Annotated in this window: 13 protein-coding genes; 3 read left to right on the top strand and 10 right to left on the bottom strand. The window is 62.1% G+C overall.

All coding sequences use genetic code 11. The features are described 5' to 3' along the window. Positions 1–8 precede the first annotated feature (8 nt). The 7 genes from B0G75_RS27810 to B0G75_RS27780 form a co-directional block, all read right to left on the bottom strand. Entirely contained in the window at positions 9–467 is a 459-nt protein-coding gene (locus B0G75_RS27810) for a TspO/MBR family protein (protein ID WP_106313297.1), read from the bottom strand. Positions 468–521: 54 nt separating this feature from the next. Next, positions 522–2,021, bottom strand: coding sequence for a deoxyribodipyrimidine photo-lyase (locus B0G75_RS27805; protein ID WP_106313296.1), 1,500 nt, complete (start codon positions 2,019–2,021; stop codon positions 522–524). Between the two features lie 186 nt (positions 2,022–2,207). Then, positions 2,208–2,627, bottom strand: a complete 420-nt coding sequence (locus B0G75_RS27800) for an organic hydroperoxide resistance protein (RefSeq protein WP_106282649.1) — start codon at positions 2,625–2,627, stop codon at positions 2,208–2,210. Positions 2,628–2,801: 174 nt separating this feature from the next. Then, positions 2,802–3,254, bottom strand: a complete 453-nt coding sequence (locus B0G75_RS27795) for a MarR family winged helix-turn-helix transcriptional regulator (RefSeq protein ID WP_106313295.1) — start codon at positions 3,252–3,254, stop codon at positions 2,802–2,804. A 167-nt stretch (positions 3,255–3,421) separates the two neighbouring features. Continuing rightward, the gene (locus tag B0G75_RS27790; RefSeq protein WP_106313294.1) at positions 3,422–4,228 is read right to left on the bottom strand and encodes a BPSS1780 family membrane protein; all 807 of its coding nucleotides are present in this window, start codon (positions 4,226–4,228) and stop codon (positions 3,422–3,424) included. Beyond that, positions 4,219–5,214 carry a homoserine kinase gene (locus B0G75_RS27785; protein ID WP_106313293.1) on the bottom strand — a complete coding sequence of 332 codons (996 nt, stop codon included), beginning with the start codon at positions 5,212–5,214 and terminating at the stop codon, positions 4,219–4,221. Before B0G75_RS27785 ends, B0G75_RS27790 begins: the two co-directional genes overlap by 10 nt. A 224-nt stretch (positions 5,215–5,438) precedes the next feature. Then, entirely contained in the window at positions 5,439–5,834 is a 396-nt protein-coding gene (locus tag B0G75_RS27780; protein WP_106313292.1) for a hypothetical protein, read from the bottom strand. A gap of 199 nt (positions 5,835–6,033) precedes the next feature. Here B0G75_RS27780 and B0G75_RS27775 point away from each other — a divergent pair, with 199 nt between their 5' ends. Beyond that, positions 6,034–7,560, top strand: a complete 1,527-nt coding sequence (locus tag B0G75_RS27775) for an AMP nucleosidase (protein WP_106313291.1) — start codon at positions 6,034–6,036, stop codon at positions 7,558–7,560. A gap of 57 nt (positions 7,561–7,617) precedes the next feature. Here the strand turns inward: B0G75_RS27775 and B0G75_RS27770 are convergent, their stop codons facing one another. After that, positions 7,618–8,148 (bottom strand): chromate transporter, encoded by a 531-nt coding sequence (locus B0G75_RS27770; RefSeq protein WP_106313290.1) that lies wholly within the window; start codon positions 8,146–8,148, stop codon positions 7,618–7,620. Further along, positions 8,145–8,714 (bottom strand): chromate transporter, encoded by a 570-nt coding sequence (locus tag B0G75_RS27765; RefSeq protein WP_106313350.1) that lies wholly within the window; start codon positions 8,712–8,714, stop codon positions 8,145–8,147. The genes B0G75_RS27770 and B0G75_RS27765 overlap by 4 nt, the downstream gene beginning before the upstream one ends. A gap of 97 nt (positions 8,715–8,811) precedes the next feature. On the opposite strand from B0G75_RS27765, the gene B0G75_RS27760 reads away from it, so the two are divergent. Further along, complete coding sequence (locus B0G75_RS27760; RefSeq protein WP_106313289.1) at positions 8,812–9,729, top strand: transcriptional regulator GcvA; 918 nt, start codon at positions 8,812–8,814, stop codon at positions 9,727–9,729. Positions 9,730–9,789: 60 nt separating this feature from the next. Here B0G75_RS27760 and B0G75_RS27755 read toward each other — a convergent pair whose 3' ends face one another. Continuing rightward, positions 9,790–10,533 carry a TIGR00730 family Rossman fold protein gene (locus tag B0G75_RS27755; RefSeq protein ID WP_106313288.1) on the bottom strand — a complete coding sequence of 248 codons (744 nt, stop codon included), beginning with the start codon at positions 10,531–10,533 and terminating at the stop codon, positions 9,790–9,792. A gap of 1 nt (position 10,534) precedes the next feature. Between B0G75_RS27755 and polA the strand changes: the two genes are divergently transcribed. Next, positions 10,535–13,276 (top strand): DNA polymerase I, encoded by a 2,742-nt coding sequence (gene polA, locus B0G75_RS27750; RefSeq protein ID WP_106313287.1) that lies wholly within the window; start codon positions 10,535–10,537, stop codon positions 13,274–13,276. Positions 13,277–13,422: the final 146 nt, after the last annotated feature.

Below are 13,422 nucleotides of genomic sequence, written 5' to 3'. Positions count from 1 at the left end.
GCAAGCGCTCAGACAGCCGGATTCAATTGCCACAACGCGTGATTCAACACCGCGGCGAACGCCACCCAAGCCACATAGGGCATCAATAGTCCGCCTGCCCAGCGGTCTCGTCGCCAGAATGCAAATGCCAGCGCGACGATCAATATCAGCAGTATCAGAATGTCGGCCAGCGCCGCGTCCGGTCGATGCAGACCGAAGAAGAGCCACATCCAGGCTGCGTTGAACAGCAACTGCACCAGCCATAAAACGATCGCTGCGCTCAGACCGTCGCGTTTCCACACGCGCCAGGCGGCAATCGCCATCAGCACATAAAGCATCGACCACGCCGGCGGGAAAACCCAGTCCGGCGGATTGAACGCGGGCTTTTGCAGCGCCACGTACCAGGCGTCGGGCAGAAACCGGCTCGCGACGAACGCGGCTGCGAAGGCCAGGACAAGAAATACCACTAGCGACGGCCATCGGCGCATCCGCGAGTCTCCTTCAGATATCCAGAATCAAAACAAAGCGACGTAAGCGTTTGCTCACTTGCCGAATCGGGCCAGCGTGCGCGCCCGCGCTTCGGCATGGTCGACGATCGGCGCCGGATAGTCCTTGCCCAATACCACGCCGAATTCCGCGAGCCGCTCCGTGCCCGCCAGCCACGGCGCATGAATCCACTTCGATGGCAGCTTCGCGAGTTGGGGCAAATAACGCTTAATAAAGCGACCTTCGGCGTCGAATTTTTCGGACTGCGTGATCGGATTGAAGATCCGGAAATAAGGCTGCGCGTCGCATCCCGTCGACGCCGCCCACTGCCAGCCGCCGTTATTCGCCGAGAAATCGAAGTCATTCAACTGTTGGGCGAAGTACCGCTCGCCGAGTCGCCAGTCCACGCCTAGATCCTTCACCAGAAAACTCGCCGTCACCATCCGCAGACGGTTGTGCATATAGCCGGTGCGGTTCAGTTGCAGCATCGCGGCGTCGACGAGCGGGTAGCCGGTGCGGCCGTCGCACCACGCGGCGAACGCCTCGTCGGCTTCCGGGCCTTGCTCCCAGCGCAGCCGCTCGTACTCTTCCTTGAACGACGCGCCGCTCGCGAGCCGCGGATGATGCGCCAGGATCATGAAATAGAAGTCTCGCCAGATCAGTTCCGACAGCCACGTCGCCGAGCCTTCCCCGTCGGGTTGCAGCGACATCTCGTGGGCGAGGCGCGCGAGCGTGCGGATCGAGACGGTACCGAAGCGCAGATGCGCCGACAGATAGCTCGGACCCTTCGCGGCGGGAAAGTCGCGCCGGTCCTTGTAGCTGTCGATGCGCGTCGCGAAGTCGTCGAGCAGACGCTGCGCGCCGCTCATGCCGGTGGGCAGGTCCAGTTCGGCGAGATTGCTCGGCGCAAAGCCGAGTTGATCGAGCGTCGGCAAACGGCGGTCCAGCTTCGACGGCGGCGCGGCCAGATGCTTCGTGTAACTCTCCACCGGATACGGCTTCAGATCGAAGGCCGTCAGTTGCTTGAGCCAGGCATTCTTGTACGGCGTGAACACCGTGAACGGTTTGTTCTGGCCGGTGAGCACCTCGTCGCGCTCGAAAATCACCTGATCCTTGAACGTGAGCCATTGGCGCCCGGCTTCAGTGAGCGTGTCGCGGACTGTCTCGTCGCGCGCGATCGCGACCGGTTCGTAATCGTGATTCGCGAAAACCGCGTCCACGCCGAGTTCATCGGCGAGCTTCGGCACCAGGTCGGCGGGGTCGCCGTACAGCACGATCAAGCCGCCGCCATTGGCGCGTAATGCTTCATCCAGTTCGCCCAGCGCCCCAAGAATCAACTCGATGCGGCGATCCTGCGGCTGCGTATCTGGATGGCGAGCCTGCCAGGCGTGGACCAGCGGTTGCAGGATCGTCGTGTCGAACACGAATACGCACCACACGCGCTCGCAATGCTTGAGTGCGTAGTAGAGCGCGGCGTTGTCCGTACTGCGCAGGTCACGGCGAAACCAGACCAGACCGGTGTCGAAAGAGTCGTTCAAGCGTCGGACGCGTGTCATCAGGAATGTGGATAGTGGAATTAAGGTGGACGGCTGCGCTTCGGATCTACGCTGCACATTGCATGCCGCGTCTGCAAACGACACAGCGCCCGCCCCTATTGTGCAGGGTGCGGGCGCTGTCGTGGCGAGCGCCGCGGTTTTCCGCGCCGCTCGAGCGATTCTCTAGCGATGCATCGAATCTGTCGCTCAGGCGATTTGCAAGCGGACGTCGACGTTGTTACGCGTGGCGTTCGAGTACGGGCAGACCTGATGCGCTGCGTCGACCAGTTCCTTGGCCGCGCCGGCGTCCAGACCCGGCAGCGAGACGCGCAGATCGATGTCGAGTGCGAAGCCGCCCTTGTCGTTCGGGCCAATGCCGACTTCCGCCGTGACTTGCGTATCCGCAGGCAAAGTCTGCTTTTTCTGGCCAGCGACGAACTTCATGGCGCTCAGGAAACATGCGGAGTAGCCTGCAGCAAAGAGCTGTTCCGGATTCGTGCCCGCTGCGCCCGTGCCGCCCAGTTCACGCGGTGCTGCCAGCTTCACGTCCAATGCGTTGTCCGACGACACTGCACGGCCGTCGCGGCCACCGGTGCTCGTTGCGCTTGCTTTGTAGAGGATGTTCATGGTGCTGCTCCTTTGTCTGGGTTGTCAGGATCTGCAAATTTGCCGCTCTTTGCTGAGCCCGCCGTTCTGGCGGAGCGCTGTCGCTGCGGCATGTGAGTAAGATAGTACACAAATCATTTGTGTGCAAATGAATTTTCGCATCGTAGCGATAGCACGCGTTTTGCAACGAACCGGCTAGTGGTCCATGTAATCGTTGAGGGTGGCGCGCAAGCGAGTCAGGTCGTCGCGCAAACGCAGCAGAAATTCGGGCGTCTGCTGGGTCGCGCAAAAGATTTCGGCGGGCACTTCGCGCGCCTGGCGCTTGAGTGCCGTACCGGCTTTGGTGAGCCGGATATACACGAGACGCTCGTCTTCGACACCGCGTACCCGCTCCAGCAGCCCTTGTGTTTCGAGACGTTTAAGCAGCGGCGTGACCGTCGCCGAATCGAGATTCAGACGAGCGGCCATGTCCTTGACCGTGACGTCGTCGCTCTCCCACAGCACCAGCATGGCCAGATATTGCGGATACGTCAGGCCCAGCTTGTCCAGCAGCGGCTTGTACGCCTTGGTCATGGCAAGCGAGGTTGAGTAGAGGGCGAAGCAGAGTTGCTCGTCGAGCGTGAAGGGCAAAGCGGGGCGCTGGGTCATGATGCATCTCGTATAAAAAGAGCGTGCAAATGGATTGCGCGCAAATCATTGTGCCGCAAATCGACGCAGCTTGACGAGTGCAGCCTGGAGATTCAGGAAACGGCGAGGGCAGGCGTCGCCGCAAAGGCGGCGCGGGCGCCAGAACAGCGCCCGCGGCCGAACGGAACTCAAGCCGCCGGCGTGGTCGGCAAGTCCGGTGCCTCGGGCGTTTGCACGCCGAAGCAGCCGCGATAGGTCGCGTAAAACGAGCAGTAAAGCATGGTCGTGACGATCATCGTGGCGGGCATCAGGATCGCGAATGCGAAGTCGCCCGCACCCAGCGCCTGCATCAGCGCCGACAAGCCGAGCGACACCGTCATCGCCACCGCGAACCACAGCGCGCCGAACACGATGAACGCGCCGCGGTTGCGCCAGCAGCTGACGAGGCTGAAGAACATCGCCTTGACGGGCGGCACGTCATGCCACGCGGCGAGAATCGGCGAGAACCAGAAAATCATCGCCACTGGAATGTAGACCACCAAAGCTGTGATCACCGCCAGCGGGATATTGCTGTTGGCGATCGCGTCCTGATCCATCGTGGCGGCGCCGAGCATGACCTTCAGCAGCATGCCACCGTCGGCGAGCGCTGAAGCGGCCAGCACCAATGCCATCGCAACGACGTAAAGCACGCCGAGCACCAGCAGCCGTTTGGCGACCACCGGGCCGTACGAGTGAAAACCGTCCACCAGAATGGTCGGGAACACCGGTTTGCCGGCGATCGTGTTGCGGCACGCCGCCATGAAGCCGACCGCGACGCCCGGAATGAAGGCCAGTGGCAACACGCCGCCGACCACCGGAATCTGCGCCACGAGCGTCATTACCAGCAGATAGGTGAAGAACAGCGTCAGGAACGCGAGCGGGTTCTTGCGGAACAGCCAGATACCCTGCCGGAACCACACATAGCCGGCTTTCGCGGGGACTTCGATCAGTTGCATGAGGTATGAATGCCTGGAAGTGCAACGCCGGTTAGGCGTTCGCGCAGAATGCGCTCGAAATGGCCGGGATCGTGCGGTTTGAGCAGTTCGGCCGCGCGCGGCAAATAAAAATCATACAGGCGCGAAACCCAGAAACGGTACGCGCCCGCTCGCAGCATGTCGCCCCAATGGCGGTTTTCTTCGGCGGTGAAGGGGCGCACGGTCTGGTAGGCGCGCAGCATGGCTTCGGTGCGCGCGTCGTCGAGCTTGCCGGTGGCGAGGTCGACGCACCAGTCGTTGACCGTCACCGCCACATCGAACAGCCATTTGTCGCAGCCGGCGAAATAGAAGTCGAAGAAACCGCCCAGGCGCACTTCGTGGCCTGTGTCCGGCGCGGCGTGCGCGAACATGGCGTTGTCGCGGAACAGGTCGGCGTGGCACGGGCCTTCCGGCAGCGCGGCGTAATCGGCCGAGGCGAAGAAGGCCTCCTGGTGCGCCAGTTCCGACGACAGCAACTCGCGTTGCTCGCCTTGCAGAAACGGCAGGATGGTCGGCACGGTTTCCTGCCACCACGGCAGGCTGCGCAGATTCGGTTGATAGCCCGTGTAGTCGCGTCCTGCCAGGTGCATGCGCGCCAGCATCTGCCCGACCTCGATGCAGTGCTCGACGCCCGGCGCCAGTTCCGGCGCGCCCTCGAGCTTGGTCACGATGGCGGCGGGCTTGCCATGCAAGGTGCCGAACAGCGCGCCGTCTGCGCGCGGCATGGGGTCCGGCACCGGCACGCGGTGCGCGGCCAGATGCCGCATGAGGTCGAGATAGAACGGCAGTTGTTCGGCCGTCAGCTTTTCGAAAATCGTGAGGACGTATTCGCCGCGCGTCGTCGTCAGGAAGAAGTTGCTGTTCTCAATACCGGAGGAAATGCCGCGAAATTCGACGACGTCGCCGAGATCGTAATGGCTCATCCATTCTGCAAGTTGGGGTTCGGTGACAGCGGTGAAGACAGCCATGCGGGAAACGTCAGATCAGGTTGGTCGGGCTGGCGCAAGTCGGCCAGTGCGATGTGAGGCAAATGCGGTATCGAGAAAGCGTTTTTTCGGCGCCATGAAGCGCGGCGGTATTTCAACGCCTTACCACCAGGGTGAGCGGCCAGCCAGTCCGAGGCTCGGAACGGCGCCTTGCGGGCGCGTGAATCCGGGCGGCACCCCACACCGGGGCGCCGCCCCGGCATGCATCAATAGGTCAGGTGCACCGACGGCAAACGCGTGCTTGCACGGCCGTTGTCGCGCACGGAGGGCGACGTGTCGAGCGGCGCGCTCATTTGATAGCGTGTGCCGAGGTTCGAATGCACGTTGATTTCGACGGGCTTGCCTTTGTCGCGGTATTCGGTGATTTCGGTGCCGTTGGCGCTGCGTTCGTAGAAGCTCGGCGTGCGCGGAACGTTGATTTCGACCTTCGAACTGACCTCGGCGGCCGGACGATTGATCTTCTCCAGGTCGGGCAGACCGGCCCGTTCGTTGGCGGACTGAGGCGCGCCGGGAGCCGGTGTATCGTCGACAGGCTGGGCAGCCATCGCGGCGTTGCCAAAGGCGAAGGCCAGTGCAACGGCGACGGGAAGGAGCGGCTTCATGGTGATTCTCCAATATGGTGCCCCGATTCTAGCAAATCCCACCTTGTCCTCGGGCGCGACCGCCTTATTTTGCGCCGCTTTCGCGCGGCGTGCGCGCAAACTTGCAGGCGGTGCGGCAACGTGTGTTGCAGCACCGTCACGTGATTTGGCGAGCAACGGTTCCGTGGTAATGTGGCCTCATCATTAGAGGCGAATGAAGATGAACAACGATACCAATCAACGCGCGGTGCAGACGCCCGCCAACAGCTTCCCAACCGAATCCTTCGACGACGCGACCGAGGCAGTCACCCGCCTCTCTGCGATCTACGAAGCGAACACTTCGTTCCTGCGCGACGCCTTCGCGCGCTATCGCCGCAACGAGTTGTTCGAACGCCGGGTACGCGCCTGCTATCCGTTCGTGCGGGTGTGCACCGAGGTCAACACGCATATCGACTCACGCCGCTCATATGGCTTCGTCGCGGGTCCGGGTGTGTTCGAGACGACCGTCACGCGGCCCGATCTGTTCGGCAACTACTATCGCGAGCAATTGCGCCTGCTGGCGAAGAATCATCACGTGCAGATCGAAGTCGGCGTGTCGGACCAGCCGATTCCGATTCATTTCGCTTTCGCCGAGGGCATCCATCTCGAAGGCGATCTGGACCGCGAGCGCCTGTTCCTGATGCGCGATGTGTTCGATACGCCGGACCTGGCGCTGCTCGACGACCGCATCGTCAACGGCACGTATGAACCGCTGCCGGGCGAGCCGCATCCGCTTGCGTTGTTCACGGCGGCGCGGGTCGATTTCTCGCTGCATCGGCTGAAGCACTATACGGCGACCTCGCCCACGCACTGCCAGAACTACGTGCTGTACACGAACTATCAGTTCTATATCGACGAGTTCGTCAAACTCGGCCGCACGATGATGGCCCATACCGACGACGAAGAATTGCGCGCCTATCGCAGCGAATACACGTCCTTCGTCGAGCCTGGCGACGTGGTCACGTACAACGCGAATCTCGGCGAACAGGAGCAGGAAGGCACGGCGCCGCCGCGTTTGCCGCAGATGCCCGCGTATCACCTGAAGCGCGCGGACGGCAGCGGCATCACGATGATCAACATCGGCGTCGGACCGTCGAACGCGAAGACCATCACCGATCACATCGCCGTGTTGCGTCCGCATGCGTGGATCATGCTCGGCCACTGCGCGGGGCTGCGCAACACGCAGCGTCTCGGCGACTATGTGCTGGCGCACGGCTACGTGCGCGAGGATCACGTGCTCGACGACGACTTGCCGCTGTGGGTGCCGATTCCGGCCCTCGCCGAAGTGCAGGTGGCGCTTGAGCGCGCGGTCGCGCAGGTCACGCAACTGGACGGCGTCGAACTGAAGCGCGTCATGCGCACGGGCACGGTGGCGAGTGTGGACAACCGCAACTGGGAGTTGCGCGATCACCGCGAGCCGGTGCTGCGGCTCTCGCAAAGCCGCGCGATTGCGCTCGACATGGAAAGCGCGACCATCGCCGCGAACGGTTTCCGTTTCCGCGTGCCTTACGGCACCTTGCTGTGCGTGTCGGACAAGCCCTTGCACGGCGAATTGAAGTTGCCCGGCATGGCGGATCAGTTTTATCGCGCGCAGGTCGATCAGCATCTGCAAATCGGCGTGAAGGCGATGGAGCTATTGCGCATGAACGGGCTGCATCGTTTGCATAGCCGCAAGCTGCGCAGCTTCGCGGAAGTCGCGTTTCAGTAAGCGGTTTTTGGCAGGCAAGGGCGAGCGCCACTTCGGCTCGCTCCTGCTCCAACAAACTCAAAGCTGCCCGATGCCGATCAGCCCGATCAAACTGCCGGCCGCCAGAAGCCACAGCGGATGGACGCGCGTCGTCATCGCCATGACGGCGGTGAAAGAGCTGATCGCCCACGCGATGGCCGTCGAGTCCGAGGCTTCGGCAATCAGCGCCGCGCTCGCCGCGATAATGCCTGCGGTCACGGGCACCAGTCCCAGTTGCGCGTAGCGTCGCCACGGGCGGTCCTTGAAGCGCTCCCACGCATGCATCGCGAGGATCGTCACGAGCGACGACGGCCCGAACTTCGCCACCGACGTCACCAGCATGCCCGCCCAACCGGCCACGTGCCAGCCGATCAGCGTGACGATCATCAGATTCGGCCCCGGCGCGGCTTGCGCGAGTGCGAACAGCGCGCTGAATTCGCTGGCCGGCATCCAGTGATGCACGTCCACCACCTGCCGCTGCATCTCCGGAAGAATCGTATTGCCGCCGCCGAACGCGAGCAGCGAAAGCTGACTGAAAATAACGGCGAGGGCAATGAGCGTGTCGTTCATCGTGCGCTCCTCGACGCGATGTAGATGCTCAGTGGCGTGAGCACCAGCATGGTGGGCAGAAGCGGCAGCCGCATGATCGCAATCGCAATGAAGCCTAGTGCCGCGATGAGCGCGGCCATTGGGCTATGTCGAAGCGGCAGCAGGATTTTCACGGCCATCGAGATCAGCAGGCCAGCGGCCGCGGCGGCGAGACCGGCGAATAGATGGCGAACGTGTGGGTCGTTTTGCGTGTGTTCGTACAGCACGCCGAGGCCGATTACCACCAGCGACGGTCCCGCGATCAATCCGAGCAGACCGGCTAGCGCGCCCGGCACGCCGCGAAAGCGCATGCCCATCGCCACCGAGAGGTTGATCACATTGCCGCCCGGCAAAAACTGGCAGAGGCCCAGCAAGTCGGTGAATTCGTCGGCGCTCAGCCAGCGGCGTTGTTCCACCAGCGCCCGGCGCGCCAGCGGCAGCGCCCCGCCGAACGAGATCAGCCCGAGGCCGAGAAAGCCGCCGAAGATTTGCCGCAAGGTGGGCGTGGGCGCAAGCGCGGGCTCGGACGAGGTGAGATCGTGATCCATATCGGTTAGCTTCCAGTTCAAGCTGAGGAGGTTAGCGCCGAACCAGCGTCGAGCAAAACGATTTTTGAGCACCGCTTTGTGATCTAGAATCACAAGCATGTCCCGTAATCTTCCTCCGTTTCCCGCGTTGCGCGCATTCGAAGCTGCCGCGCGGCATGAGAGCTTTACCGCGGCAGCGAACGAATTGCATGTGACGCACGGTGCAATCAGCCGGCAAGTCGCGGCTTTCGAATCATGGCTCGGCGTGCAGGTGTTTCAGCGTCGCGGCAAGCGCGTGCGTCTGACCGACGACGGACGCCGTTACTTGTCTACCGTCCAGGCCGCGTTCGACAGCATCGCGCATGCCACGGATCAATTGCGCGACACAGGCGTTGTCCATGTGCTGCGCGTAAATGCGTTGCCTACCTTCGCGATGAAATGGCTGCTGCCGCGGCTGCATCAGTTCCAGCGTAAGGTGCCGAACGTAGAGTTGCGACTGGCAACCTCGAATGCGCCGGTCGAGACGCTGGACACTTTCGACGTTGCCGTGCGGCGTGGTCCCGCGCATTGGCCCAATTGCGTGAGCGGCCATTTTCTCGGCGAGACCGACATCCCGGTGTGCAGCCCCGCGTTGCTGCAACGCTCGCCGATCAAGGTTGCCGACGATCTTGCGCGCCACGTGCTGCTGCATTCCGACACGCGGCCGGATGCCTGGCGTAACTGGTTAGCAGCGGCTGGCGTGACGGCGAAATGCCGCAAAAAACAATCGTTCGATCACTTCTATCTGGCCTTGCAGGCTGCGGTGGACGGCCTCGGCGTGGCGCTTGGCCCAGTGCCCATGCTGGCGGATGAGCTAACTTCGGGACGGCTCGTGATGCCGCTGGCGGGTCCACGCATCGATGCGCGCGGCTACTGGTGGGTGGCGCGGCGCGAGGTCGCGAATGCGCCGCTCGTCAGCCAGTTCTGCGAATGGCTGCAAGCGCAAGGCGATCAGTTCGATCAAATGGAAACGGGCAGCCTTGAGGCTGCCCGTTAGGATCTGCATATCCACACCGCTGCGTGCATCATTTCGCGCCATGGCGCGAAGAGCGCAGCCTCACAGATAGAACATCCGGTCTTCGTCCGACTTGGTCGGTTGCGGCTCGGCTTCCTCGCGGTCTTCATAGAACTTGAGCACCGCTTCGAGCACCTGGTCCGGATCGTCGATGACCTGCATGAGGTCCATGTCGGTCGGATTGATCAGGCCCATGGGCGTAAGCGAGTTCTTGAACCACGCAAGCAGGCCTTCCCAGAACTCGGCGCCAACCAGAATGATCGGCACGTGGCGCGACTTCTTGGTCTGGATCAGCGTGAGCACTTCGGCGAGTTCGTCCAGCGTGCCGAAGCCGCCGGGCATGACGATCACGGCGTCCGAGTTCTTCACGAACGTGACCTTGCGCGTGAAGAAATGGCGGAAGCGCAACGAGATGTCTTGCCACTGATTGCCTGACTGCTCATGCGGCAATTCGATGTTCAGGCCGACCGAAGGCGCCTTGCCCGCATGCGCGCCCTTGTTGGCCGCTTCCATGATGCCCGGGCCGCCGCCCGAGATCACGGCGAAGCCGGCGTCCGAGAGCTTGCGCGCGATTTGCGTGGCAAGTTTGTAGTAGGGCGAGTTCGGTTTCAGGCGCGCCGAACCATAGATGCTGACAGCCGGGCGAATCTCCGAGAGGTACTCGGTCGCCTCGATAAACTCTGCCATAATCGTGAACATCTGCCACGATGCGCGGGCCTTTTTGGCCGTTGCGCGCTCTTGATCTGCGAGTGATCGCAGACTCGGAATCACTTTTCTCTTAGTCATAATGCCTGAAGAACGAAGCCTTGAAGGTAAGACCCTGCTATTGGTCGACGGTTCGAGTTATCTGTACCGGGCCTACCATGCGATGCCGGATCTGCGCAGCCCCGACGGTAATCCGACGGGAGCGCTCTACGGGATGATCAACATGCTTCGGCGCATGCGCAAGGAAGTCACTGCAGAGTATAGCGCGTGCGTGTTCGACGCCAAGGGCAAAACGTTTCGCGACGACTGGTATCCGGACTATAAGGCGAACCGCCCGTCGATGCCTGACGACCTCTCGCGCCAGATCGAGCCGATTCACGTGGCCGTGCGCGCGCTCGGCTGGCCCTTGCTGATGATAGACGGCGTCGAGGCCGACGACGTCATCGGCACCCTCAGCACGCAAGCGGAAAAGCGTGGCATGAATGTGATCGTGTCGACGGGTGACAAGGATCTGGCGCAGCTTGTGTCGGATCATGTCACCCTCATCAATACGATGACTAACGAAACGCTCGACCGCGCCGGCGTGCTCGCCAAGTTCGGCGTGCCGCCGGAACGCATTGTCGACTACCTGTCGTTGATCGGCGATACCGTCGACAACGTGCCCGGCGTCGAGAAATGCGGGCCGAAAACAGCGATCAAATGGCTGACGCAATTCGAGTCGCTGGATGGCATCGTCGCACATGCGGACGAAATCAAAGGTGCGGTAGGAGACAATTTGCGCAGAGCGCTCGATTTTCTGCCAATGGCACGCAAACTTGTCACCGTCGAGCGCAACTGCGACATGACCGACCACATCGTGTCGATCGAGGAAAGCCTGCAGAGCCGGCCGGAATCGCGCGAGGAGTTGCGCGAGGTGTTCACGCGCCACGGCTTCAAGACGTGGCTGCGCGAAGTGGAAATCGCGGACGCCGTAGAAGGCCCGGAAACGGATGTGCCGCCGGCTTTGTCCGTGGATCACGAGCGGCACTACGACACCGTGCAGACGTGGGAACAATTCGACGCGTGGCTCGAGAAGATCAACGCGGCTGAACTCACCTCGGTCGATACGGAAACCACCTCGCTCGACCCCATGACTGCGCAGATAGTGGGGCTGTCGTTGTCAGTGGAAGCCGGCCGGGCAGCCTATGTGCCGCTCGCGCATCGCGGCCCGGACGCGCCCGTGCAATTGCCGCGCGACGAAGTCCTCGCCAGGCTCAAGCCGTGGCTCGAAAGCGCCGAGCACAAGAAGGTCGGTCAACATCTCAAGTACGACGAGCAGGTGCTGGCGAACTACGGCATTGAAATGCGCGGTGTCGAACACGACACACTGCTGCAATCGTACGTGGTCGAATCGCATCGCACGCATGATATGGACAGCCTCGCGCTGCGCCATCTCGGCGTGAAGACGATCAAGTACGAAGAGGTGGCGGGTAAGGGCGCCGGGCAGATCGGCTTTGACGAAGTCGCGTTGGACAAGGCCGCCGAATACGCGGCGGAAGACGCCGACATCACCTTGCGGCTGCACCAGGCGCTGTATCCGCAAGTGACTGCGGAGAAGACACTCGAGTATGTGTATCGCGCGATCGAACTGCCTACCTCGCGTGTTCTGCGCAAGATGGAACGCACCGGCGTGCTGATCGACGCGGAGAAACTGCGTCTGCAAAGCAGCGAAATCGCGACGCGTCTGATCCAGTTGGAAAGCGAAGCGTATGTGCTGGCCGGCGGCGAATTCAACCTGGGTTCGCCGAAGCAGATCGGGCAGATCTTCTTCGAGAAGCTGGAATTGCCGGTCGTCAAGAAAACGCCGAGCGGCGCACCGTCCACTGACGAAGAAGTGCTGCAGAAGCTTGCCGAAGACTATCCGTTGCCGAAGATCCTGCTCGAACACCGTGGCTTGTCGAAGCTGAAGTCCACCTACACCGACAAGCTGCCGCGCATGGTCAACGCCACCACGGGCCGCGTGCATACGAACTATGCGCAGGCCGTCGCGGTCACCGGGCGTCTGGCGTCGAACGATCCGAACCTGCAGAACATTCCCGTGCGTACCGGCGAAGGCCGCCGTATTCGCGAAGCGTTTATCGCACCGCCCGGACACAAGCTGGTCTCGGCGGATTATTCGCAGATCGAATTGCGCATCATGGCGCACATTTCCGGCGACGAGTCGCTGCTGCGCGCGTTCTCGCAGGGCGAAGACATTCACCGCGCCACGGCCGCGGAAATATTCAGCGTGACGCCGCTCGAAGTGTCGAACGATCAACGCCGCGTGGCCAAGGTCATTAATTTTGGCCTGATCTACGGCATGAGTTCGTTCGGTCTCGCCGCGAACCTCGGCATCACGCGCGACGCAGCCAAGCTCTATATCGACCGCTATTTCGCGCGTTATCCGGGCGTGGCGCGTTATATGGACGAAACACGCGTGAGCGCGAAGGCCAAGGGTTATGTCGAAACGGTGTTCGGCCGCCGCCTGTGGCTGCCGGAGATCAACGGCGGCAATGGTCCGCGTCGTCAAGCGGCTGAGCGCGCCGCGATCAACGCGCCGATGCAAGGCACGGCCGCCGATCTGATCAAGCTCTCCATGATCGCGGTGCAGAACTGGATCGAAGAGTCGAAGATCGGCACGCGCATGATCATGCAAGTGCATGATGAATTGATCCTCGAAGTACCGGATGCGGAATTGTCCGACGTTCGCAAGCGCTTACCCGAGTTGATGTGCGGTGTCGCCGACCTGAAAGTGCCGCTGGTCGCCGAAGTGGGCGCCGGCCTGAACTGGGAAGAAGCGCATTGACGTGCGTGTGACGGAACGCGATATCGTCGTGCGCATGTCACATATGCGCATTGATGGCTTGTGACAACCCGTGCTGCTCGCGGACAATCGCTGCAAGACGGCGCTCATGTGAAATTGCATGGGCGCCGCACGACGCATAACCCATC

This window comes from Paraburkholderia sp. BL18I3N2 (genome assembly GCF_003001875.1).
Lineage (GTDB): Bacteria > Pseudomonadota > Gammaproteobacteria > Burkholderiales > Burkholderiaceae > Paraburkholderia > Paraburkholderia phytofirmans.
This window is presented reverse-complemented; position numbering and strand designations above follow the sequence as displayed.